At 65.6% G+C, this 21,085-nt stretch carries 19 protein-coding genes; 7 read left to right on the top strand and 12 right to left on the bottom strand.

Going from position 1 to position 21,085, the window contains the following annotated elements:
* Positions 1–20: 20 nt before the first annotated feature.
* A complete protein-coding gene (locus tag BLQ71_RS14860) occupies positions 21–959 on the top strand; it encodes an ABC transporter ATP-binding protein (RefSeq protein ID WP_074622288.1) in 939 nt (312 codons plus the stop codon).
* Entirely contained in the window at positions 956–1,717 is a 762-nt protein-coding gene (locus BLQ71_RS14855; RefSeq protein ID WP_043142467.1) for an ABC transporter permease, read from the top strand. The genes BLQ71_RS14860 and BLQ71_RS14855 overlap by 4 nt, the downstream gene beginning before the upstream one ends.
* Before the next feature lie 12 nt (positions 1,718–1,729).
* Here the strand turns inward: BLQ71_RS14855 and BLQ71_RS14850 are convergent, their stop codons facing one another.
* Together BLQ71_RS14850 and BLQ71_RS14845 are read right to left on the bottom strand one after the other, a co-directional pair.
* Positions 1,730–2,530: an alpha/beta fold hydrolase gene (locus tag BLQ71_RS14850; protein WP_074622287.1), complete on the bottom strand. Its 801-nt coding sequence runs from the start codon at positions 2,528–2,530 to the stop codon at positions 1,730–1,732.
* Positions 2,530–3,129: a 2-hydroxychromene-2-carboxylate isomerase gene (locus BLQ71_RS14845; protein ID WP_069207928.1), complete on the bottom strand. Its 600-nt coding sequence runs from the start codon at positions 3,127–3,129 to the stop codon at positions 2,530–2,532. The genes BLQ71_RS14850 and BLQ71_RS14845 overlap by 1 nt, the downstream gene beginning before the upstream one ends.
* A 99-nt stretch (positions 3,130–3,228) precedes the next feature.
* On the opposite strand from BLQ71_RS14845, the gene BLQ71_RS14840 reads away from it, so the two are divergent.
* A complete protein-coding gene (locus BLQ71_RS14840; protein WP_043142475.1) occupies positions 3,229–4,236 on the top strand; it encodes a ribose-phosphate pyrophosphokinase in 1,008 nt (335 codons plus the stop codon).
* 16 nt (positions 4,237–4,252) lie between these two features.
* On the top strand, positions 4,253–4,744 hold the full coding sequence (locus tag BLQ71_RS14835; RefSeq protein WP_074622286.1) for a hypothetical protein: 492 nt from the start codon (positions 4,253–4,255) through the stop codon (positions 4,742–4,744).
* A gap of 15 nt (positions 4,745–4,759) precedes the next feature.
* Here BLQ71_RS14835 and BLQ71_RS14830 read toward each other — a convergent pair whose 3' ends face one another.
* The 9 genes from BLQ71_RS14830 to BLQ71_RS14790 form a co-directional block, all read right to left on the bottom strand.
* Positions 4,760–5,107 (bottom strand): H-type lectin domain-containing protein, encoded by a 348-nt coding sequence (locus BLQ71_RS14830; RefSeq protein WP_043142481.1) that lies wholly within the window; start codon positions 5,105–5,107, stop codon positions 4,760–4,762.
* Positions 5,108–5,177: 70 nt separating this feature from the next.
* Positions 5,178–5,828, bottom strand: a complete 651-nt coding sequence (locus BLQ71_RS14825) for a MarC family protein (RefSeq protein WP_074622285.1) — start codon at positions 5,826–5,828, stop codon at positions 5,178–5,180.
* 99 nt (positions 5,829–5,927) lie between these two features.
* Complete coding sequence (locus tag BLQ71_RS14820) at positions 5,928–7,151, bottom strand: MFS transporter (protein WP_074622284.1); 1,224 nt, start codon at positions 7,149–7,151, stop codon at positions 5,928–5,930.
* Between the two features lie 99 nt (positions 7,152–7,250).
* Positions 7,251–7,682, bottom strand: a complete 432-nt coding sequence (locus tag BLQ71_RS14815) for a F0F1 ATP synthase subunit epsilon (RefSeq protein WP_043142492.1) — start codon at positions 7,680–7,682, stop codon at positions 7,251–7,253.
* A gap of 55 nt (positions 7,683–7,737) precedes the next feature.
* Complete coding sequence (gene atpD, locus BLQ71_RS14810) at positions 7,738–9,162, bottom strand: F0F1 ATP synthase subunit beta (RefSeq protein WP_043142494.1); 1,425 nt, start codon at positions 9,160–9,162, stop codon at positions 7,738–7,740.
* Between the two features lie 19 nt (positions 9,163–9,181).
* Entirely contained in the window at positions 9,182–10,063 is an 882-nt protein-coding gene (locus tag BLQ71_RS14805) for a F0F1 ATP synthase subunit gamma (protein WP_074622283.1), read from the bottom strand.
* Between the two features lie 12 nt (positions 10,064–10,075).
* Positions 10,076–11,611, bottom strand: coding sequence for a F0F1 ATP synthase subunit alpha (gene atpA, locus BLQ71_RS14800; RefSeq protein ID WP_074622282.1), 1,536 nt, complete (start codon positions 11,609–11,611; stop codon positions 10,076–10,078).
* Positions 11,612–12,178 carry a F0F1 ATP synthase subunit delta gene (locus BLQ71_RS14795; protein WP_043142504.1) on the bottom strand — a complete coding sequence of 189 codons (567 nt, stop codon included), beginning with the start codon at positions 12,176–12,178 and terminating at the stop codon, positions 11,612–11,614.
* Between the two features lie 380 nt (positions 12,179–12,558).
* Positions 12,559–13,299, bottom strand: a complete 741-nt coding sequence (locus tag BLQ71_RS14790; protein ID WP_043142507.1) for a methyltransferase domain-containing protein — start codon at positions 13,297–13,299, stop codon at positions 12,559–12,561.
* Between the two features lie 68 nt (positions 13,300–13,367).
* On the opposite strand from BLQ71_RS14790, the gene gloB reads away from it, so the two are divergent.
* From gloB to BLQ71_RS14775, 3 genes are all read left to right on the top strand, one after another.
* Entirely contained in the window at positions 13,368–14,129 is a 762-nt protein-coding gene (gloB, locus tag BLQ71_RS14785; protein WP_043142508.1) for a hydroxyacylglutathione hydrolase, read from the top strand.
* Between the two features lie 149 nt (positions 14,130–14,278).
* Positions 14,279–16,609, top strand: a complete 2,331-nt coding sequence (clpA, locus tag BLQ71_RS14780; protein ID WP_074622281.1) for an ATP-dependent Clp protease ATP-binding subunit ClpA — start codon at positions 14,279–14,281, stop codon at positions 16,607–16,609.
* Positions 16,606–17,580: a M23 family metallopeptidase gene (locus BLQ71_RS14775; protein ID WP_074622280.1), complete on the top strand. Its 975-nt coding sequence runs from the start codon at positions 16,606–16,608 to the stop codon at positions 17,578–17,580. Before clpA ends, BLQ71_RS14775 begins: the two co-directional genes overlap by 4 nt.
* A gap of 41 nt (positions 17,581–17,621) precedes the next feature.
* Here the strand turns inward: BLQ71_RS14775 and BLQ71_RS14770 are convergent, their stop codons facing one another.
* On the bottom strand, positions 17,622–21,083 hold the full coding sequence (locus tag BLQ71_RS14770) for a peptidoglycan -binding protein (RefSeq protein ID WP_074622279.1): 3,462 nt from the start codon (positions 21,081–21,083) through the stop codon (positions 17,622–17,624).
* Positions 21,084–21,085: the final 2 nt, after the last annotated feature.

The raw sequence follows: 21,085 nt of genomic DNA, 5'->3' as shown, positions 1-21,085 counted from the left end.
GCGAACAAGGAGGGCGGACCATGCCCACGGTAGAAATCCGCGACGTGCGGAAACGGTACGATGGCGGGTTCGAGGCGCTCAAGGGCGTCTCGCTCGACATCGAGGAAGGCGAAATCCTGGCCCTGCTCGGCCCCAACGGCGCGGGCAAGACCACGCTGATCTCGGCGATCTGCGGGATCACCCGCATCACCGATGGCAGCATTCGGGTCGGCGGACATGACGTTGTGACAGAGTTCCGCGCGGCGCGAAGCCTTGTCGGGCTGGTGCCGCAGGAAATGAACCTGGAACCCTTTCAGACGGTCATCGCAGGGGTGCGGTTTTCGCGCGGGCTGTTCGGCAAGCGGCCAGACGAGGCGCTGATCGAACGCATCCTGCGGCGGCTGTCGCTCTGGGACAAGCGCAACGCCAAGGTGATGGAACTGTCCGGCGGCATGAAACGCCGGGTGCTGATCGCCAAGGCGCTGGCACATGAACCGCGCGTTCTGTTCCTGGACGAGCCGACGGCGGGTGTGGACGTGGAACTGCGCCGGGACATGTGGGACACGGTGGCCGAGCTGAAGCGCGACGGCGTGACCATCATCCTGACCACCCACTACATCGAAGAGGCCGAGGCCATTGCCGACCGGGTGGGCGTCATCAACAAGGGCGAGATCCTGCTGGTCGAGGACAAGGCCAGCCTGATGACCCGCATGGGCCAGAAGGAGCTGACCATCGAGTTGACCGACCCGGTCGACAGCGTGCCCCCTGCCCTGTCGGATTACGACCTGCGGCTGAGCGAGGACGGCGGCAGCCTGACCTACCGCTACGACACCGGGGCAGACCGCACCGGCATCGGGCGGCTGATGGGGCTTCTGGCCGAGGCAGGATGCCAGGTGCGCGACGTGCACACGGCGCAGAACTCGCTCGAAGATATCTTCGTCGGGCTGGTGGCCCGGCAGGAAGAGGAGACCGCAGCATGAACCTTCCCGCGATCTGGGCCATCTACAAGTTCGAGATGGCCCGTTTCTTTCGCAGCATCCTGCAAAGCTTCGTCTCGCCCGTTATCTCGACCTCGCTGTATTTCGTGGTCTTCGGCGCGGCCATCGGGTCACGCATCGACCAGGTGGAGGGCGTCAGCTATGGCGCCTTCATCGTGCCGGGGTTGATCATGCTGTCAGTCATGACACAGGCGATTTCCAACGCCAGTTTCGGCATCTACTTCCCGAAATTCATCGGCACCATCTACGAGCTGCTGTCCGCCCCGGTGAACTTCCTGGAAATTGTGCTGGGCTTTGTAGGGGCGGCGGCGACCAAGGCGCTGTTCATCGGCGTGGTGATCCTGGGCACGGCGGCGTTTTTCGTCGACCTGCAGATCATGCATCCGGTGGCGATGGTCATCTTCCTGCTGCTGACCTGCATGAGCTTTTCACTCTTGGGGTTCATCATCGGGATCTGGGCCAGGAATTTTGAACAGCTGCAGCTGGTGCCCCTGCTGGTGGTGACGCCTCTGGTCTTCCTGGGCGGCAGTTTCTACTCGATCTCGATGCTGCCCCCGGCCTGGCAGACCGTCGCCTATTTCAACCCGGTGGTCTACCTGGTCTCGGGGTTCCGGTGGTCCTTCTTTGGCCTTGCCGATGTGCCGATCGCCGTCAGCCTGCTGGCGATCGCGGGGTTCACCGCGATCTGCCTTGCTGCGGTCTGGTGGATCTTCAAGACCGGCTGGCGCATCCGCACCTGACCGGGCGGCAGGTCAGGGCAGCGCGCCAAGCTGCTCTGACAGCGCCTGCGTCACGGCCTGCGGATGCGACATCAGGACCATGTGAGCGGCCCCGCCGACCACCATTTCCGAGGCCATCGGCAGGCGCGCCATCAGGCCGCGATGCACCTGGGCAATGACCGGAACGGTATCCGCCCCCCGCAACAGCGTGACCGGAAAGTTCAGCTTTTCCAGCCCGCCGGGCGCCAGCATCCCGGCGCGGTCCTGCCAGAGAGCCGGCTCTGTCGCGCGGACAAAGGGCATCTGGGCGGCCATGCCCCTCTGCACTTTTTCGGGGAAACTGGCCCAGGGCACACCCCCGCCCCACAACCGGTTGAAACCGCGCGCGGCCTCCAGAAGATTCCCGGTGTCGACGTCGGCGTATAGCGCATCCTCGGCGGATTTGTGGTCACGCTTCAGCGCGCTGTCAGGGGCCGCGGCAAAGAAAACCGGCTCGATCAGCAGGAGCGAGGCAATGCGCGCGGGCGCCTCCAGCGCCAGCCGCAGAGCAAGCGTGGCGCCAAAGCTGTGGCCCGCGAGATGAATGCCGTCGGTCAGATGCGGGCGGAGCGCGGCGCAGGCGGCATCATGAACGTCTTCCCCCTCGGGAAAGGACGGGCTGCGTCCGTGGCCTGGCAGATCCGGGGCGCGGAAATGGCACCGGCCCTCCAGCGCCTGCGCCACCGCTTTCCACATGCCGCCCTGTCCAAGACCGCAGTGCAGGGCCAGCACCTCTGCCGGCCCCTGCCCCCAGTCCCGCCAATGCAGCCCCGTCTCGGGGCCCGCGTCGCGCATCAGAGCTTGCCCGCCAGATGCGCGTCCAGGTCGTCCAGCCGGTCATTGCCCCAGAAGACCTGACCGCTGTCGACGACATAGGTCGGCGCGCCAAAGACGCCCTTTTCCACTGCCTCTTCGAGGTTGGCGGGATAGGTCTCGGCCCCGGCCAGCAGGCCGGTGTCCGCCAGAGACGGGTCGAAACCGGCTTCGGAGAGACAGGCCTTGATCACCGCGTCCTCGGCGATGTCCTTGTCCTGCGCCCAGCAGGCCGCCAGCAGCCCGTGCACCAGCCTGCCCATGTCGCCGCCGCCCGCCTTCTGGGCGGCGATCACCGCATAGGAGGAGGGCGCCGGGTTGGTCGGGAAATGCGCCGGCTTGATGTTCACCGGCAGGCCGGTCTTCTTCGCGGCGCGCTCTATCTCCTGCAGGCGATAGGCCTGCCGGTTGGGATGACGCTGCCCCGGCGGTACGCCCCCGGTGCGACCAAAGAGGGCGATGATATCGAAGGGCTTGTAGGCGATACTGGCGCCATGTTTCGCAGCGATCTCTTCCAATCGCGTGCCCGCAAAATAGGAAAAGGGCGAAATCGTGGAGAAGAAGTAGTCGATATGAGCCATGCTGTCGCCTTCCGGTGCCTGTGCTGGCGCCGACCGTAGGCCCATGCTAACGGGACCGCAACATCGTCACGAATCCGTCATCCGCCGAGGACGCATCACATGCCCACCGTCATCGAACCCAAACTGATCGCCGGCAACGCCAACAAGCCGCTGGCACAGGCCATCGCCCGCCGCATGTCTCTGTACCGCGGCATGACCGTCGGCCTCGTGGATGCCCGCGTCGAGCGGTTCAACGACCAGGAGATCTTTGTCGAGGTCTTCGAGAACGTCCGCGGCGAGGACATGTTCATCCTGCAGAGCACCTCGAACCCGGCCAACGACAACCTGATGGAACTGCTGATCATGTCGGACGCGCTGCGCCGGTCGTCAGCGGCACGCATCACCGCCGTGATCCCCTATTTCGGCTATGCCCGCCAGGACCGCCGCACCAAGGCCCGCACGCCGATCACCGCCAAGCTGGTGGCCAACATGATCGCCGAGGCCGGGATCGAGCGGGTGCTGACGATGGACCTGCACGCCGCGCAGATCCAGGGCTTTTTCGACATCCCGGTGGACAACCTCTATGCCTCGCCGATCTTCGCGCTGGACATCAAGAAACAGTTCGACGACCTGAGCGACGTGATGGTGATCTCGCCGGACGTCGGCGGCGTGGCCCGCGCGCGGGAACTGGCCAAGCGGATCGAGGCGCCGCTGTCGATCGTGGACAAGCGCCGCGAGAAACCCGGCGAAGTCGCCGAGATGACGGTGATCGGCAACGTCACGGGCAAGCGCTGCATCATCGTCGATGACATGTGCGACACCGCCGGAACGCTCTGCAAGGCCGCCGAGGTGCTGATGGAACACGGCGCGACCGAGGTCCACGCCTATATCAGCCACGGCGTCATGTCCGGCCCGGCTGTCGAGCGCGTCACCAAATCGGTGATGAAATCGCTGGTTCTGACCGACTCGATCCAGCCGACCGCCGCCGTTGCCGGGGCTCCGAACATTCGCATCCTGCCGACCGCCCCGATGTTTGCGCAGTCGATTCTGAACATCTGGAACGGCACTTCTGTCTCGTCCCTGTTCGAGACCGAAACCCTTGGCCCGATCTACGAAGGCATCCTCTGACCGTCAGGAGGCGGCAATGGCAAGACAACACTGGCTCACTGCGTTTGCCTTTCTCGGTGTGCTGTCGGGCGCGCCGGGACAAGCGCAGGAGATCGACGCACATGCGGTCTACGAACGTGCCTGCGCCGGTTGCCATTCCGCACATGCGGGCGATTTCGTCTTTGAAAGCCTGATCGCCAGCGGCGAGGGCCTGGTCGGCAAGAAGACCGGGATGCCTGTCGCCGCCATGCTGTCCGCAGGGCACGGCAGGCTGACCGCCGAGGAAGCCGAGGCGCTGGCCGCGCAGTTCATCGCCATCCACGAAGGCGGGCGCCTGTTCCAGCGCAAATGCTATGTCTGCCACCAGCGCGCCGTCGTCCTGTCGCGGTTGAAACTGATCGAACAGGACGGGCGCCTTGTGGGCCGCTACACGGGCCGCGATATCGAGAGCTTTCTGGTCGAGCACGGCCGCTTGACGCCCGACGAGGTGCCGCTGATGCTGGACCGGCTGAGCGCGCAACTCAAGTAACGCCGGACCGCACGCTCACAGGTCCCAGTCGTCCTCGCTCTTGACCTCGCCGATGGCGAGCCAGCTCATGCGCACGCGGGCGACACGCGTATCGCCCCAGGTGCGAAAGACAAGATCGCAGCCGCTGCGCGTGACGTTTTCGGCGGTGACATCGGCCCGAATGTTTGCGCGCTGGTCGATATCCCAGAGCGACATGGCCACCTGAACCGTTGGCGGTGTCCGGAAAGGTTCCGAGAAGCTGACGGCCTTGCGGCGCTCGCGGCTGCCCTCTCCCGTCCACATGTCGCCGCCGGTGGCAAACTCGGAAAAGACTTCCTCGTCTCCCTGGTCGATTCCGACCCGGCTGCCGGTCAGTTTCTTCATGTTCGGCCCTTCTCCATCCCTGCGAAGATAGTTCTGCAATCGGGCGGAATTGTGAAGGCCGATCATCCGCTTACAGCGGACCCGTCCCACCTTGCAGGTCCAGAACGCCAACCTCTGCCAGGCCACCCAGCACGGCATCCACCGCCACGGTCGCCAGGATGATCCCCATGACACGGGAAATCACCAGCGCGCCGGAATTGCCGAGCAGCTTTTTCAGCAGCGTCCCCAACAGAAGCAAAAGCAGCGTCAGGAGCAGGACAACCGTCAACAGGACCGCCGTGGCGATCTGATCGGGGATCGAGTTCTGATGATTGTCAGTCAGCACGACAACCGCCAGCATCGCGCCGGGCGAGGCGATGGAAGGCATCGCCAGCGGAAAGATCGCGCCGGACAGGTCACTGCGCCCGGCCTCCTCGATCTCCCGCTCCGGTTTGGATTCGCCAAAGATCATGGTCAGCGCAAAAAGGAACAGGACGATCCCGCCCGCGATCTGGAAGGAACCGAACCGCAGCCCCAGGCCCTCCAGCAGGAGTTGCCCGACGACGAGGAAGGCCATCAGGACGATCCAGGCCACCAGCACCGCGCGCAGGGCGAAACGCCAATGCAGCGCCGCCGGCACGGCAGCCGTGGCGAAATAGAACACCGGGAGCGAACCGATCGGGTCGATCACCACCAGCAACGTGATGAATTCGCGCAACAAGGCGCTGGGGTCGTACAACATGACAGAAATTTCCGCGCGCGCCGTCCCACAGGCGGGCCGGTCATGGGCCTCCTGTCAGATCGCGCCCTTTCATGCAAGGCGACAGGCCTTTTTTGGCGGTCAGGCGGCGGGCGCCTGCTGCCGTCCCGGGCGCAGAGGCCAGAAGACAAGCGCACTGAGAAGGAGCAAGAGCGCCGTCATCAGGAAAGGCGCCCCGGGCAGGTAGACCCCGGCGTCCGGCGTGGCAAAGGTCCGGAACAGAGGGGTCACGATCAGCGGCGCGGTGATGGCCGCAACGGCGCTGAGGCTGGCAATGACACCCTGCAACACCCCCTGCCGGTCCTCGTCCACGAGGTTCGAGGCGATGCCGGTGGCATTCGGCGGTGCCATGTCGGACAGGCACGCAAACGGCAGGAAGGCCCAGACCAGCCAGGCCGCCGAGATGAACCCGTAGGCGACAGAGGCAATGACGCCGGCAGCCACCGCCACCATCAGCGTGCGCCATTCGCCGATGCGGGGGATCATGACCCGCATCAACCCGCCCTGGGTGATGACAACCCCTATGCCATAGGCCGCCAGCGACAGGCCGATCAGATGCGAGGGCCAGCCAAAGGCCTCGCGCGTCCAGAAGGCCCAGAGCACCGGATAGACCATGTTGGCGAACTCGAAGAGGAACAGGCCGAACAGCGGCAGGCCAAGCCCCGGCAGTCGCGCGGCCGCCAGGATACTGCCGAAGGGGTTGAGATCCTTGCGGTCGAACCCGCGGCGTTTCTCGACCGCAAGGCTTTCGGGCAGGACAAAGAGGCCAAACAGGAAATTCGCAGCCGCCAGTCCCGCCGCTGCCCAGAAGGGCGCGGTGACATGGATACCGGCCAGCAGGCCGCCCAGGGCGGGACCAAAGATGAACCCGACACCAAAAGCCGCCCCGATCAGGCCAAAGTTCGCAGCCCTGTCCTTGGGCGCCGAGATATCGGCCAGGTAAGCCGAGGCGGTGATGTAGGTGGCGCCAGCGATCCCGGCCAGGAAACGGCCCACCAGCAACAGCCAGAACGTCCCCGCCAGCGCCATGATGACATAGTCCACTGCCAGCGCCGCCAGCGTGACCAGAAGCACCGGCTTGCGCCCCAGGGCATCGGAAATGCCCCCCATTGCGGGCGAGAAGATGAACTGCGCGCCAGCATAGGTCGCCAGCAGGACACCGCCCCAGAAAGCCCCGGTGGCCGTGTCTCCGGCGCCGACGCGTGCCATCAGGTCCGGCATGATGGGAAAGATCAGCCCGATGCCGATGGCATCGAGCAGGATCGTGGCGAGGATGAACCAGACGGCGCCGCGTTTCGTTTCCATGTCGTCAGTCCCGGAGTCGCCGCACAAAACCGGCGGGTCACAAAAAATGAAAGGCCCCGCCGGGTGGCAGGGCCTTGTCAGAATAGTCTGTCCGGTGCCTCAGATCGAGGGCTGTTTCGGGTCCAGACCGATATGCGTGCCGACAGCCACCATGTCCTGCAGCAGCTTGACCGCGTCGTCCACCAGACCCGGATGCTCGGCGGTTTCCTTGGTCTGCTGGTAGATGCGGTGAGCCTCGTCCACCAGGGCCTCGTAGGTGGCCTGGTCGACGTCCGCGCGCGGCAGGGCCTTTTCGGCCAGCACCGAAAGGCTCTCGCCGATCTCGGCGAACCCGCCGGTCACGACGAACTGCTCGGTGCCCTTGGCGGTCTCGACCGTCAGGATGCCGGGGCGCAGCGTGGTGATCAGCGGCGCGTGGTTCGGCATGGCGGTCAGGTCGCCGTCGGCGCCCGGGATCTGAACCGAGGTCGCCTCGGTCGACAGCAGGCGGCGCTCGGGCGACACCAGGTCGAATTGCATCGTATCTGCCATGTTGTCCTCCGTTCAGGCCGGGGGCGCGGCAGGCGCCCCCGAGCGGTGGATTGGATCAGGCAGCCTCGGCGGCCAGTTTCTCGGCCTTGGCGAGCACCTCGTCGATGCCGCCAACCATGTAGAAGGCCGCCTCGGGCAGGTGGTCGTATTCACCGGCAACAACCGCCTTGAACGACTTGATCGTGTCTTCCAGCGGAACCTGCACGCCGTCCGAGCCGGTAAAGACCTTGGCCACGTCGAAGGGCTGCGACAGGAAGCGCTGGATCTTGCGGGCACGTGCCACGGTCAGCTTGTCCTCTTCGGACAGTTCGTCCATCCCGAGGATGGCGATGATGTCCTGGAGCGACTTGTAGCGCTGCAGGATTCCCTGAACGTCACGCGCCACCTGGTAGTGCTCTTCGCCCACGATCTGCGGGTCCATCAGGCGCGAGTTCGAGTCGAGCGGGTCCACGGCGGGGTAGATGCCGAGTTCCGAGATCGCACGGTTGAGAACCGTGGTCGCGTCGAGGTGCGCAAAGGTGGTGGCAGGTGCGGGGTCGGTGAGGTCGTCCGCGGGAACGTAGACGGCCTGGATCGAGGTGATCGAACCCGACTTGGTCGAGGTGATGCGTTCCTGCATGGCGCCCATGTCGGTGGCCAGCGTCGGCTGGTAGCCCACGGCCGAGGGGATACGGCCGAGCAGAGCCGACACCTCGGAACCCGCCTGCGTGAAGCGGAAGATGTTGTCCACGAAGAACAGAACGTCGGTCCCGGACTGGTCGCGGAACTGTTCCGCCAGCGTCAGGCCGGTCAGGGCGACGCGGGCACGGGCACCCGGAGGCTCGTTCATCTGACCGTAAACCAGGGCCACCTGCGATTCCGACAGGTTGTCGGGCTTGATGACGTTGGATTCGATCATCTCGTGGTAGAGGTCGTTGCCCTCACGGGTCCGTTCACCAACACCGGCGAACACGGAGAAGCCCGAGTGCACCTTTGCGATGTTGTTGATCAGTTCCATGATGAGAACGGTCTTGCCCACGCCGGCGCCGCCGAAGAGGCCGATCTTGCCGCCCTTCGAGTAGGGCGCCAGCAGGTCGATGACCTTGATGCCGGTGACGAGGATTTCCGATTCCGTCGACTGTTCCTGGAAGGCCGGGGCCTCGGCGTGGATCGGGCGGTATTCGTCGGCGTTGATCGGCTCGCCTTCGTCGACCGGCTCGCCGATGACGTTCAGGATGCGGCCGAGGGTTGCGTTGCCGACCGGCACCGAGATCGGCGCGTCCGTGTCGGTCACGATCTGGCCGCGAACCAGACCTTCGGTTGCGTCCATCGCGATGGTGCGGACGGTGTTTTCACCAAGGTGCTGGGCCACTTCCAGCACCAGCTTCTTGCCGTTGTTGTCGGTGGTCAGCGCGTTCAGGATTGCCGGCAGGTGGTCGTCGAACTGAACGTCGACCACGGCGCCAATCACCTGGGTGACCTTGCCTTGTGCGTTTGCCATGTTTCGTCTCCGGGTGTCTTTAGAGCGCCTCGGCGCCCGAGATGATTTCGATCAGTTCGTTGGTGATGACGGCCTGACGCGAGCGGTTGTATTCGATGGTCAGCTTGTCGATCATCTCGCCTGCGTTGCGGGTCGCGTTGTCCATTGCGGACATCCGTGCACCCTGTTCCGACGCGCCGTTTTCCAGCAGAGCCGCGAAGATCTGCGTCGCGACACCACGCGGCAGCAGGTCGGCGAGGATCGCCTCTTCGTCGGGCTCGTAGTCGTAGAGCGTGCTCTCGCCCACATCGTCCGACCCTTCGCTTTCATAGGCCGCGGGGATGATCTGCTGGGCGGTCGGGATCTGCGCGATGACAGACCGGAACTGCGCGTAGAAGATCGTCGCCACGTCGAATTCGCCACCGTCGAACCGGGCCAGCACATCGCGGGCGATGTCCTGGGCATTGCCGTAGCCGATGCGCTTGACCTCGGAGAGGTCAACGTGTCCCACGAAGAGATTGCCGTAGTCACGCTTCAGCTGCTCGCGGCCCTTCTTGCCGACGGTCAGGATCTTGACCGTCTTGCCTTCGGCCTGGAGCTTTTCGGCATGGGTCTTTGCCAGCTTCACGATATTGGTGTTGAAGCCGCCGCAGAGCCCCCGCTCGGAGGTCATGACCACCAGCAGTTGCACGTCCGACTTGCCGGTCCCCGCCAGAAGGCGGGGAGCTGCATCACTGTCACCGACCGAGGCCGCAAGCGACGCCATCACACCATTGAAGCGTTCCGCGTAGGGGCGGGCCGCCTCGGCCGCGTCCTGGGCGCGGCGCAGTTTTGCTGCCGCGACCATCTGCATGGCCTTGGTGATCTTGCGCGTCGACTTGACGCTCTCGATCCTGTTTTTTAGGTCCTTCAGGCTGGGCATCTGATGATCCCCTTACGAGAAGTCGGCGGCGTATTCGTCGAGAACCGCTTTGATCTTGGCTTCGTTGTCACCCTTGATCTTGGGATCTTCGTTGGTGATCCAATCCAGCAGATCCTGGTGCTTGCCACGGACATGGGCCAGCAGGCCCTTCTCGAAACGGCCCACGTCAGAGACCTTGACCTTGTCGAGATAACCCAGCGTACCGGCGCAGATCACGACGACGATCTCGGCGTTGGTCAGCGGCGAGTACTGCGGCTGCTTCATCAGCTCGGTCAGGCGCGAACCACGGTTCAGCAGCTGCTGGGTGGCGGCGTCGAGGTCGGAACCGAACTGCGCGAAGGCGGCCATCTCGCGGTACTGGGCGAGCGACAGCTTGATCGGGCCGGCAACCGATTTCATCGCGTTGGTCTGAGCCGAGGAGCCGACGCGCGAGACCGACAGACCGGTGTTCACGGCGGGGCGGATGCCCTGGTAGAACAGCTCGGTTTCCAGGAAGATCTGGCCGTCGGTGATCGAGATCACGTTGGTCGGGATAAAGGCCGACACGTCGCCGCCCTGGGTTTCGATGATCGGCAGCGCGGTCAGCGAGCCGGCACCGTTGTCCTCGTTCAGCTTTGCCGAACGCTCCAGCAGGCGCGAGTGGAGGTAGAAAACGTCGCCCGGGTAAGCTTCGCGGCCCGGCGGGCGGCGCAGCAGCAGGGACATCTGGCGGTAGGACACGGCCTGCTTGGAGAGGTCATCGTAGATGATCAGCGCGTGCTTGCCGTTGTCGCGGAAGTACTCGGCCATCGCGGTCGCGGCGTAGGGCGCCAGGAACTGCATCGGGGCCGGGTCGGAGGCGGTGGCGGCCACGACGATCGAGTAGTCGATAGCGCCGGTCTCTTCCAGCTTCTTCACCAGCTGGGCCACGGTCGAGCGCTTCTGCCCGACGGCGACGTAGACGCAGTACAGCTTTTCCGAGTCGTCCTTGGCCGCGTCGTTGTACGACTTCTGGTTCAGGATCGCATCCAGGGCGACGGCGGTCTTGCCGGTCTGACGGTCGCCGATGATCAGCTCGCGCTGGCCGCGGCCGATCGGGATCATGGCGTCGACGGCCTTGAGGCCGGTTGCCATCGGTTCGTGCACCGATTTACGCGGGATGATGCCCGGCGCCTTGACGTCCGCGACGCGGCGCTCGGAGGCCTCGATCGGGCCCTTGCCGTCCAGCGGGTTGCCCAGACCGTCGACAACGCGGCCCAGCAGGGCCTCGCCGGCGGGCACGTCCACGATGGAGTTGGTGCGCTTGACGGTGTCGCCTTCCTTGATGTCCCGGTCGGAGCCGAAGATCACGATACCGACGTTGTCGGTTTCCAGGTTCAGCGCCATGCCCATGATGCCGCCGGGGAACTCGACCATTTCACCCGCCTGGATGTTGTCGAGGCCGTAGACACGGGCGATACCGTCACCGACCGAGAGCACGCGACCGATCTCGGCAACTTCGGCGTCCTGGCCGAAGTTCTTGATCTGGTCCTTCAGGATCGCAGAAATCTCTGCAGCTTGGATACCCATTTATCCGACCTCTTTCATTGCATTCTGGAGGGAGTTGAGCTTCGCACGGATCGACGTGTCGATCATCTTCGAGCCCACCTTGACGACAAGACCGCCGATGAGGCTTTCATCGACGGTCGCATTGATCTTTACATCCTTGCCGACCTTTGCCTTCAGCGCGTCCGCCAGCTGGGCCGCCTGGGCATCGGTCAGGGCCTGGGCAGAGGTCACTTCTGCGGTGACTTCGCCTTTTTCCTTTGCGATCATCTCGCGCAGGAGCGTGACCATCTGCGGGACCACGAAGAGGCGGCGCTTGGAGGCCATCAGCCCCAGCACGTTGGTCATGGCCGGCATCAGGCCCATCTTCGAGGCGACGGCCTTGATGGCGGCGCCCTGCGCATCGCGCGAGTAGACGGGGTTCACCAGGAGATCCCGCAGGTCAGCGCTTTCATCCAGCGCGGCAGAGAGATCATCCAGGTTGCCTTCGAGCGTGGGAAGCTCGCCGGCCTCCTTCACGATCTCGAAGACGGCGGTGGCATAGCGCTCTGCGATGCCGGAGGAAATCGATGCTGAGTCAGACACGTCCACCCTTCCGATAGTAAGCCGCCATGTTACGCGCGCCCCGGGTCCGGGGCGGCGTCTGGCAGCGTTTCCATACCTTGACCTGCGTCAAAGCAATCAAATCGTGGCGGATGTAGCAGAGCCTCCCCCACCTCGCAACATGCTTAGGAAAGATAAACGCTTGCGCTAAATGTATTGTTTTCAATGGCTTGGCAAAAACGCCCCTTTTAGTGCGACCTTTCGTGCTCTGCCAAGGTGCCTCAAAGCCACAGTTTTTGCTGCAAATGCACGATTCCCGGGCAGTTTCGGGCGCCTCTGACCGCATTTGCCGCAGGTCACAGAGCCTTTTGGCCCCGAATTTGCCTGCACAGGGCAGAATCCGGTCCCTTGGCGCCTCCGGGGCGGGTTCAGATCGGCTTGGCCTTGCCTGCCGGACTGAGCACCTCCAGCGGATTGAGAACCTTGGCGGCCTCGCCCACCCCGCGGCGCGACGGCGGGTGCCGCTTGGAGGCCTCGACCATCATGACACCGCCCGCCGTCACGGGCACCGCGCGGCCCATGCGTTCCCAGACCGGGCCGGTCTTCATCCAGAACCGGCGGGTCGATGGCGGCTGGTACAGCACCGAGACATGCGCCTCGGGGACGAAGTCATGCCGTTTCAGTTGCGCCTCGAGCTGGCCCAGCGAATAGGGCCGCCCATAGCCGAAAGGCGTGTGATCCGCCCGCGCCCAGATCCCCGCCCGGTTCGGCAGGATGAACAGCGCCCTGCCCCCCGGCCCCAGCACGCGGTACGCCTCGTCCAGCAGGTCCGACGGCCGTTCCGAGGTTTCCAGCCCGTGCATCAGAATCAAGCGGTCGGTATGGCCCGTCTCCAGCGGCCAGAGCGTTTCTTCGCTGAGCACCGAGACATTGGGCATACCGGCGGGCCAGGTCATGACCCCCTGCGGCGCGGGCATCAGGGCAACAACCCTGCGCGCCTCTTTCAGGTAGGGGCGCAGCATGGGCACGGCAAAGCCATAGCCCACCACCGTCTGGCCCTTCGTCTCGGGCCAGAAACGCTGAACCTGAGTGCGCAGGATCTTTTGCGCCGCGCGCCCCAGCGCACTGCGGTAGTAGAAATCGCGCAACACCTGCACATCCAGATGCATTGATACCCCAGCCCCGATGCGCCACTCTGACGATGTGCGCATCCTGACAAAGCCGCGAAGGAAAGACCATGCCCCTCGAGATCGTGACCGTCCCCTGCCTCTCGGACAACTACGCCTACCTTGTCCACGGCCCCGACGGCGTGGCGCTGATCGACGCCCCCGAGGCCGGGCCGATCATCGAGGCGCTGGAGGCCCGTGGCTGGTCGCTGGGCGTCATCATGATCACGCACCACCATCACGACCACGTCGGCGGTGTCGCCGAGCTGCGCGAGAAATACGGCTGCCCTGTCATGGGACCGAAGGCCGAAGTGGACAAGCTGCCGAAACTGGACATGGCGCTGGACCCGGGGTTTTCCGGCGGCACCGGGGACGGCCTCTGCGAGGTGATCGCCGTTCCGGGCCATACGCTGGGCCATATCGCGTATTACTACCCCCGCGGCGGCGCTGTCTTTACCGCCGACAGCCTGATGGCCCTGGGATGCGGGCGCATCTTCGAGGGCACGCCTCAGATGATGTGGGATAGTCTGGAAAAGCTGGCCTCTCTGCCCCCGGAAACCGTGGTATACTCGGGACATGAATACACAACGGCGAATGCCGCATTTGCCCTGACCATTGAACCGGAGAACCAAGCGCTTATCTCTCGCAAGCGGGAGATCGACGCAGCCCGCGCCGAGGGGCGGCCCACCGCACAGGTGCCGCTTTCGGTCGAACTTGAAACAAATCCCTTCCTCCGAGCCACCACCGACAGCGTGAAACGGGCCGTCGGCCTGCCGGGCGGAACGGATGCAGAGGTCTTTGCAGAGGTGCGCGCGCGCAAGGACCGGTTCTGATCACGCACACGGCAGGTTTCGCCAGTTTGTCCAAAAGTGATGCAGGAACCTTGAGAAAAAACTTGAAGAGTGGCCGCAATCGACCAAACTTTAATACTATGAGGCAATGCTGATCCTCACGGATCGGCGCAGACAAGAGGAGCACTCCCGTGCCTTCATTCTCGAACACACTTGAGCAGGCAATTCATTCGGCGCTGGCGTTGGCGAACTCTCGCAGCCATGAATTCGCCACGCTTGAACACCTTCTTCTTGCGCTGATCGACGAACCGGATGCCTCCCGCGTGATGAAAGCCTGCTCGGTCGACACCGAGGAGTTGCGCACCACGCTGGTCGAATTCATCGACGACGATCTGTCGAACCTCGTGACCGATGTCGAAGGGTCCGAGGCGGTGCCGACCGCTGCGTTCCAACGCGTGATCCAGCGCGCGGCGATCCACGTCCAGTCCTCGGGCCGGACCGAGGTGACGGGCGCAAACGTCCTGGTCGCCATCTTCGCCGAACGCGAATCGAATGCCGCCTACTTCCTGCAGGAACAGGACATGACGCGCTACGACGCGGTGAATTTCATCGCGCATGGCGTCGCCAAGAACCCCGCCTATGGCGAGGCGCGGCCCGTCCAGGGCGCAACCGAGGCCGAGGAAGAGGCGCAGCAGGCCGAGGCCGCCGCCCCCGGTTCGGACAAGGAATCGGCACTGGCGAAATACTGCGTCGATCTCAACGCCAAGTCGCGTGACGGCGACGTCGATCCGCTGATCGGCCGCAATGCCGAGGTCGAGCGCTGCATCCAGGTGCTCTGCCGCCGCCGCAAGAACAACCCGCTTCTGGTGGGTGATCCCGGCGTGGGCAAGACCGCCATCGCCGAAGGGCTGGCACGCAAGATCGTCGCTGGCGAAACCCCCGAGGTGCTGGCGAACACCACCATCTACTCGCTCGACATGGGGGCTCTGCTGGCCGGCACGCGCTATCGCGGCGACTTCGAGGAGCGGCTCAAGGCCGTGGTGCAGGAGCTTGAGGAACACCCCGACGCGGTGCTCTTCATCGACGAGATCCACACCGTGATCGGCGCCGGGGCCACCTCTGGCGGGGCAATGGATGCCTCCAACCTGCTGAAGCCCGCGCTGCAGGGCGGCAAGCTGCGCACGATGGGGTCGACCACCTACAAGGAATTCCGCCAGCACTTCGAAAAGGATCGCGCCCTGTCCCGCCGGTTCCAGAAGATCGACGTGAACGAGCCGTCGGTCGAGGACACCGTGAAGATCCTCAAGGGCCTGAAGCCCTATTTCGAGGAGCACCACAGCGTCAAATACACCGGCGACGCCATCAAGACCGCCGTGGAGCTTTCGGCGCGCTACATCAATGATCGCAAGCTGCCCGACAAGGCCATCGACGTGATCGACGAGGCCGGCGCGGCGCAGCACCTTGTGGTCGCCTCCAAGCGGCGCAAGTCAATCGGCACCAAGGAGATCGAGGAGGTCGTGGCCAAGATCGCCCGCATCCCCCCGAAAAACGTCTCCAAGGACGACGCAGAGGTGCTCAAGGACCTGGAAAACACGCTCAAGCGCGTGGTCTTTGGCCAGGACAAGGCGATCGAGGCCCTCAGCTCGGCGATCAAGCTGGCCCGGGCCGGCCTGCGCGAACCGGAAAAGCCCATCGGCAACTATCTGTTCGCGGGCCCGACCGGCGTCGGCAAGACCGAGGTTGCCAAGCAATTGGCGGACAGCCTTGGCGTGGAACTGCTGCGCTTCGACATGTCCGAGTACATGGAGAAACACGCGGTCTCTCGCCTGATCGGCGCGCCTCCGGGATATGTCGGCTTTGACCAGGGCGGCCAGTTGACCGACGGCGTCGACCAGCACCCGCACTGCGTGCTGCTGCTGGACGAGATCGAGAAGGCGCACCCGGATGTCTACAACATCCTGCTGCAGGTCATGGACCACGGCTCGCTGACCGATCACAACGGTCGCACGGTGGACTTCCGCAACGTAATCCTGATCATGACCTCGAACGCCGGGGCGACCGAACAGGCCAAGTCGGCCATCGGCTTTGGCCGCGACCGCCGCGAGGGCGAGGACACGGCGGCCATCGAGCGGACCTTCACGCCGGAGTTCCGCAACCGCCTGGACGCGGTCATCAGCTTTGCGCCGCTGCCCAAGGAGACCATCCTGCAGGTGGTCGAGAAGTTCGTGCTGCAGCTTGAAGCGCAGCTCATGGATCGCAACGTGACCATCGAGTTGACCAAGCCCGCCGCCGAATGGCTGGCGGACAAGGGCTACGACGACAAGATGGGCGCCCGCCCGCTGGGGCGCGTGATCCAGGAACACATCAAGAAGCCGCTGGCCGAGGAACTGCTCTTCGGAAAGCTGGCCAAGGGCGGTGTGGTCAAGGTCTCGGTCCGCGACGGCGAGCTGTTCCTCGACCTCAGCGGCCCGGACAATCCGCGCCTCGGCTCCAAGAAGCCGCCGCTTCTGACCGCGGAATGACGCACGCGCGCGCCGCCTTTGCGGCCGCGCTGGCCCTGATATCCTCCGTCCCGCCTGCCGGGGCGGAGGATTTTCGCCTTTCGGTGCCGCTGGATTGCACCCTGGGCGAGACCTGTTTCATCGAGGATTACGTCGACAACGACCCCACGCAGGGCCGCCACAGGGATTTCGCCTGCGGCATCAATTCCCGCGACGGGCACAAGGGCACGGATTTTGCCCTGCTCGACTTTGGTGCCATCGGTGAGGGTGTGTCGGTTCTGGCCGCCGCGCCCGGCGTGGTCAAACGCACCCGGGATTCGATGCCCGATGACCGGTTGATGCGGGGCGTCACCTCGGAAAATGCCTGCGGAAACGCGGTGCTGATCGATCACGGCGGGGGCTGGCAGACGCTCTATTGCCACTTGCGGCTCGGCTCTGTCTCGGTCGCACCTGGCGACCTGGTTCAACCCGGTGATCCGCTGGGCCTTGTCGGCCTCTCGGGTCAGACAAACCACCCCCATGTGCACCTGACGCTCCTGCGCAACGGCCAGGTGGTCGACCCTTTCCGCCCCGAGGCCACGGGCACCTGCGGCGATCCCGGCCCGTCTCTCTGGACCGAACCGCCCGCCTACACAAGGACGGGCCTCGTCACCGCCGGGTTCTCGGATGCGGTGCCGACACTGCAGGCGGTGGGCGACGGCTCTGCCCGGCGTCCAACCCTGGGCCCGGACGAGGCGATGGTCGTCTATGCCCACCTGGGTTACGCCCAGCCCGGCGACGTCCTGACGCTTTCAGCGGAAAGCCCTGCCGGGACCGACCTGTTTCGCCGCGCCATCACGCTGGACAGCGACCAGGCCAGCCAGATGCGCGCCCTGGGTCGCAAGGCCCCTTCCTCGGGCTGGCCTGCCGGGGAATACCTGGGCCGTGCCAAGCTGACCCGCGACGGCAAGGTCATCGCCCATCGCTTCGCACATGTGACCGTCTCGAACTGAGCGCGACGAAAGCGCGTTGCAACGCACTTGCCGCCCGGAGATCAGCGTTCCGTCAGTTTCAACTCGATGCGCCGGTTCCGCGCCCGCGCCTCCGGCGTGTCCGCAGGGTCGATCGGCTGGAACTCGCCAAACCCGTTGGCGGACAGCCGGTTGGGCGGAATGTCGTAGTTGTCGATCATATCGCGCACCACGGACAATGCCCGCGCCTGGCTGAGCTCCCAGTTGTCGGCAAAATCTCCCCCCGGACGAATCTTCTGGCTGTCGGTATGACCGTCCACCCGGATCACCCAGTCGATGCCCTGAGGAATGTCCCCGGAAATGTCGCGCAGGATCTGCGAGACCTTCTCGATCTCGCGCCGACCTGCCGCCGAAAGATCGGCCGACCCCACCTCGAACAGCACCTCTGACGAGAACACGAAACGGTCACCCTCGATCCGGATGCCTTCGCGGTCGCCCACGACCGCGCGCAGCTTGCCAAAGAACTCGGAGCGATAGCTTTCCAGGTCCTTCTTCTCGGCCTCCAGCCGTTTGGCCCTTTCTTCCTCAAGCTTGCGCTTTTCCTCTTCAGCCTTGCGGCGCGCCTCTTCGGCCAGGCGGCGGCGCCGTTCTTCCTGCGCCACACGCGCGATCGCCGCGTTCAGTTCCGACCCGAGGTTCTGCAGCCGGACCTCGGCCGCCGCGTCGCGGGCCTTGGAATCATCCAGCAGCGCCTGCAACTCGCTCAGTTGCCGGCGCAACTCGGCCACGTTCTGGTTCAGCGCCTCGACCTGCAGTTCGGCCTTGGTCGCGCGTTCCTCCGTCAGGGCCAGCTTTTCACGCGCCGTGTTGAGCAGGATCTGCCGCTCCTCGACCTCGTCCAGCCGCGCGTCCAGTTTCAGTTCCGCCGCCTCCTGCGCGGCAAGGGCTGCGGCAAGCCGGTCGCGTGTTTCATCAACCGTCGTCTCCGCGGCCATGCGCGCGGCCAGTGCGGCGGCCAGCTTTTCCTCCAGCGTGCGGGTGTCGTCGCTCTGTTCGGCGGCCCGGGCCTCGGCCTCGGCCAATTGCTGGCGCAACTCGGCGATCACCGCATCGCGCCGCGCATCACGGGACCGCAAGGCATCCAGCTCAGAGGCAATCCGGTCGATCCGGGCCTTGAGCAGGTCCAGTTCCGCGTCCTTGGCCGCCCCCCGGCCATCCGCCTCGGCCAGCCGGCGGCCAAGGTCGGCGTTCTCGGCTTCCAACGAGATGACACGGGTCAGGCCCTGTGCCGCGCGCGCCTGCGAGGCCTCGAGCCGGGTGCGCAGCTGCGCCAGTTCACCGCGAAGCACCTCCAGCTCGGCGGCCTCGGCGGTGCGGTCCTCGGCCCGGGCCTCGGCCTGCGCCAACTCCTGCTGCAGGCGGGCCATCTGGGCGTCGCGCTCGCCCGCGCGGGCGCGGGCCGCATCGAGGTCCGCCGACAAGCGCGTGTTCGTCGCCCGCAGCGCAGCAACCGCGGCATCCTGCTGCGCCGCCTCACCGCCCAGCCGGGCCAGGCGCGCCGACAGATCGGCATTCTCGCTTTGCAGACGGTCGATCCGGTCGCCGCGATCCTCGACCCGTTTCAGGGCCGAATCCAGCTGCGCCTGGACCTGGGCCACCTGCCCGCGCAGGCCTTCGATCAGCTCTGTCCGCTCGGTCACACGTTCCTGAGCCTGGGCCAGTTGCGCCTCCAGCGCGGCCACCTGGTCTTGCAACGAGGCCACGGCGCCGCGCGCATCGCCCACGTCCCCCCGCGCGCGCGTCAGCGCGGCCTCCAGCCGGTCCCGTTCTGCCTGCAGTTCGGCCAGCGCCGCGGCGCGATCATCAGCCTGCCCCTCGGCCGCCGACAGGTCCGAGACCAGCGCTTCGTTGCGCGCCCGCAGCGCCTCCAACTCGGTCCGGAGCGCCTCTGCCTCGGCCAGCCGGGCCAGCGCCTGGGCCAGTTGCGCGGAAAGATCCGTCAGCCGCGAGGCGCGCGCCGCGGCCTCGGCCTGCACGTCCTTCAGGGCACGTTCGGCCAGGGTGCGTGCCGCCGTTTCCCGCGCCAGCGCCTGTTCGGCGTCGCGCTGCGCCTTCAGGGCCTCGGTCAGGTCGCCGCGCAGCCCCGCAAGGCGGCTGTCTGTCTGCGCCCCCTGTGCCCGTGCATCGGCCAGCGTTTCCTCAAGCTCCGAGATCCGGGCCAGCGCCGCGTCGATGCGGCTCTGCAGGGCGCGCGCCTCGCGCTCGCCATCGGCAAGCGCCACGGCCAGTTCCTCGTTCAGCCTGGCCTCGTCCTGCCGTGCCCGCGACAGGGCCGCCTCCAGCTCGGTGATGCGGGCCAGCGCCGCATCCACCTGCGTCTGCAGCGTTGCGGGCGGTGCCTCGGTGGGCCCAAGCCCGGCGGTCAGTTTCTCACCGGCCTTTGCGGCCTCGTCCAGGTCGGCCTCCAGCCGGGCAATGCGCGCCGTCGCGTCGTCGATCCGCGCCTTGAGCCGCTGCGCCTCCAGCGCGCTTTCATCCCGCAGGTCGGCCAGTTGCGCGGTCAGGCGGGTTTCGTTCCGCCGCGCCTCGGCCAATTGCGCCTCCAGCGCGTCGATGCGCGCTTGCAGGTCGTCACCTTGCTGTTGCCGGGCAAGCAACGCCGCCGCCAGTTGCGCGTTCAGGTCCTTTTCCGCCTCTCGGGCCGCCGCCAGCAGGGTCAGCGTCTCCTCGGCCCGGGCGCGCTCCTGTTCCAGGGCCAGCGTCATGGCGGTCAGTTCCGCATCCGCCTCTTCCAGCCGCTTGCGCAGCGCTGCGGCCGCCTCTGCCTCGGCCAGCTTGGCCTGTTCCTCTTCGGTCAGGGCCTTTTCGGCCTCGTCGAGATCGGCGGACAGCGCGGCGATGCGCGCGTCACGGTCCGCGTTGCGGGCGCGCAGATCGGTGATCAGCGCCTCCATCGCCTCGCGCCGGGCGGCGGCCAGCCTGGCGGCTTCGGCCTGTTCGTCGATCTCGCTCCGGGCCGTGGCAAGCGCGGCGGTCAGCGCATTGCGTTCGTCGGTCAGTTCGTCGCGTTCTTCGGCCAGGGCGTCGCGGGCGACGGTCAGGTCCTGAACCTCGTCGCGCGCCGTGTCCCGCTCCAGCAACAAGGTGGCCACGCGCTCTTCGAAGGTCGCGATGCGGGCGGCGGCGGCGGCAAGCTGATCCGCCTGCCTGTCGCGGGTGGCGGTCAGGCTGTCGATGATGGTCTGCTGTTCGGCCAGTTGCAGGTCCCGGTCGCTCAGCGTCGAGGTCATGCGGCCCAGCTCTGTTTCCAGCCGCGTTGCGCGGGTGCGTTCCACGCCCAGCGCCTTGGACAGGGCGGTGATCTCGGCGCTGAGCGTGTCCAGTTCGCTTTCTTGCCCCGAGATCGTCTCGTTCAGCACGAACTGCATGACCATGAAGATCGACAGGACAAAGGTCAGCACTAGCAGAAGGCCGGTCATCGCATCCACGAAGCCCGGCCAGATCGAGGCCTGAAAGCGCGCACCTGTGCGTCGCGACAGGGCCATGC

The sequence above is a fragment of the Antarctobacter albus genome (assembly GCF_900101505.1).
GTDB lineage: Bacteria > Pseudomonadota > Alphaproteobacteria > Rhodobacterales > Rhodobacteraceae > Antarctobacter > Antarctobacter albus.
Note: the sequence above shows the minus strand (reverse complement) of the source record. Positions and strands in the feature narration are given on the sequence as shown.

Bases quoted from the DNA above. Each gene is read 5' to 3' on its own strand.
- BLQ71_RS14790 (WP_043142507.1), bottom strand. From the start codon at position 13,299: ATGCATCTGGATGTGCAGGTGTTGCGCGATTTCTACTACCGCAGTGCG.
- BLQ71_RS14820 (WP_074622284.1), bottom strand. From the start codon at position 7,151: ATGGAAACGAAACGCGGCGCCGTCTGGTTCATCCTCGCCACGATCCTG.
- BLQ71_RS14770 (WP_074622279.1), bottom strand. From the start codon at position 21,083: ATGGCCCTGTCGCGACGCACAGGTGCGCGCTTTCAGGCCTCGATCTGG.
- BLQ71_RS14815 (WP_043142492.1), bottom strand. From the start codon at position 7,682: ATGGCAGATACGATGCAATTCGACCTGGTGTCGCCCGAGCGCCGCCTG.
- BLQ71_RS14840 (WP_043142475.1), top strand. From the start codon at position 3,229: ATGCCCACCGTCATCGAACCCAAACTGATCGCCGGCAACGCCAACAAG.
- BLQ71_RS14835 (WP_074622286.1), top strand. From the start codon at position 4,253: ATGGCAAGACAACACTGGCTCACTGCGTTTGCCTTTCTCGGTGTGCTG.
- BLQ71_RS14775 (WP_074622280.1), top strand. From the start codon at position 16,606: ATGACGCACGCGCGCGCCGCCTTTGCGGCCGCGCTGGCCCTGATATCC.
- BLQ71_RS14830 (WP_043142481.1), bottom strand. From the start codon at position 5,107: ATGAAGAAACTGACCGGCAGCCGGGTCGGAATCGACCAGGGAGACGAG.
- BLQ71_RS14855 (WP_043142467.1), top strand. From the start codon at position 956: ATGAACCTTCCCGCGATCTGGGCCATCTACAAGTTCGAGATGGCCCGT.
- BLQ71_RS14845 (WP_069207928.1), bottom strand. From the start codon at position 3,129: ATGGCTCATATCGACTACTTCTTCTCCACGATTTCGCCCTTTTCCTAT.
- BLQ71_RS14805 (WP_074622283.1), bottom strand. From the start codon at position 10,063: ATGCCCAGCCTGAAGGACCTAAAAAACAGGATCGAGAGCGTCAAGTCG.
- BLQ71_RS14825 (WP_074622285.1), bottom strand. From the start codon at position 5,828: ATGTTGTACGACCCCAGCGCCTTGTTGCGCGAATTCATCACGTTGCTG.
- atpA (WP_074622282.1), bottom strand. From the start codon at position 11,611: ATGGGTATCCAAGCTGCAGAGATTTCTGCGATCCTGAAGGACCAGATC.
- BLQ71_RS14860 (WP_074622288.1), top strand. From the start codon at position 21: ATGCCCACGGTAGAAATCCGCGACGTGCGGAAACGGTACGATGGCGGG.
- gloB (WP_043142508.1), top strand. From the start codon at position 13,368: ATGCCCCTCGAGATCGTGACCGTCCCCTGCCTCTCGGACAACTACGCC.
- atpD (WP_043142494.1), bottom strand. From the start codon at position 9,162: ATGGCAAACGCACAAGGCAAGGTCACCCAGGTGATTGGCGCCGTGGTC.
- BLQ71_RS14850 (WP_074622287.1), bottom strand. From the start codon at position 2,530: ATGCGCGACGCGGGCCCCGAGACGGGGCTGCATTGGCGGGACTGGGGG.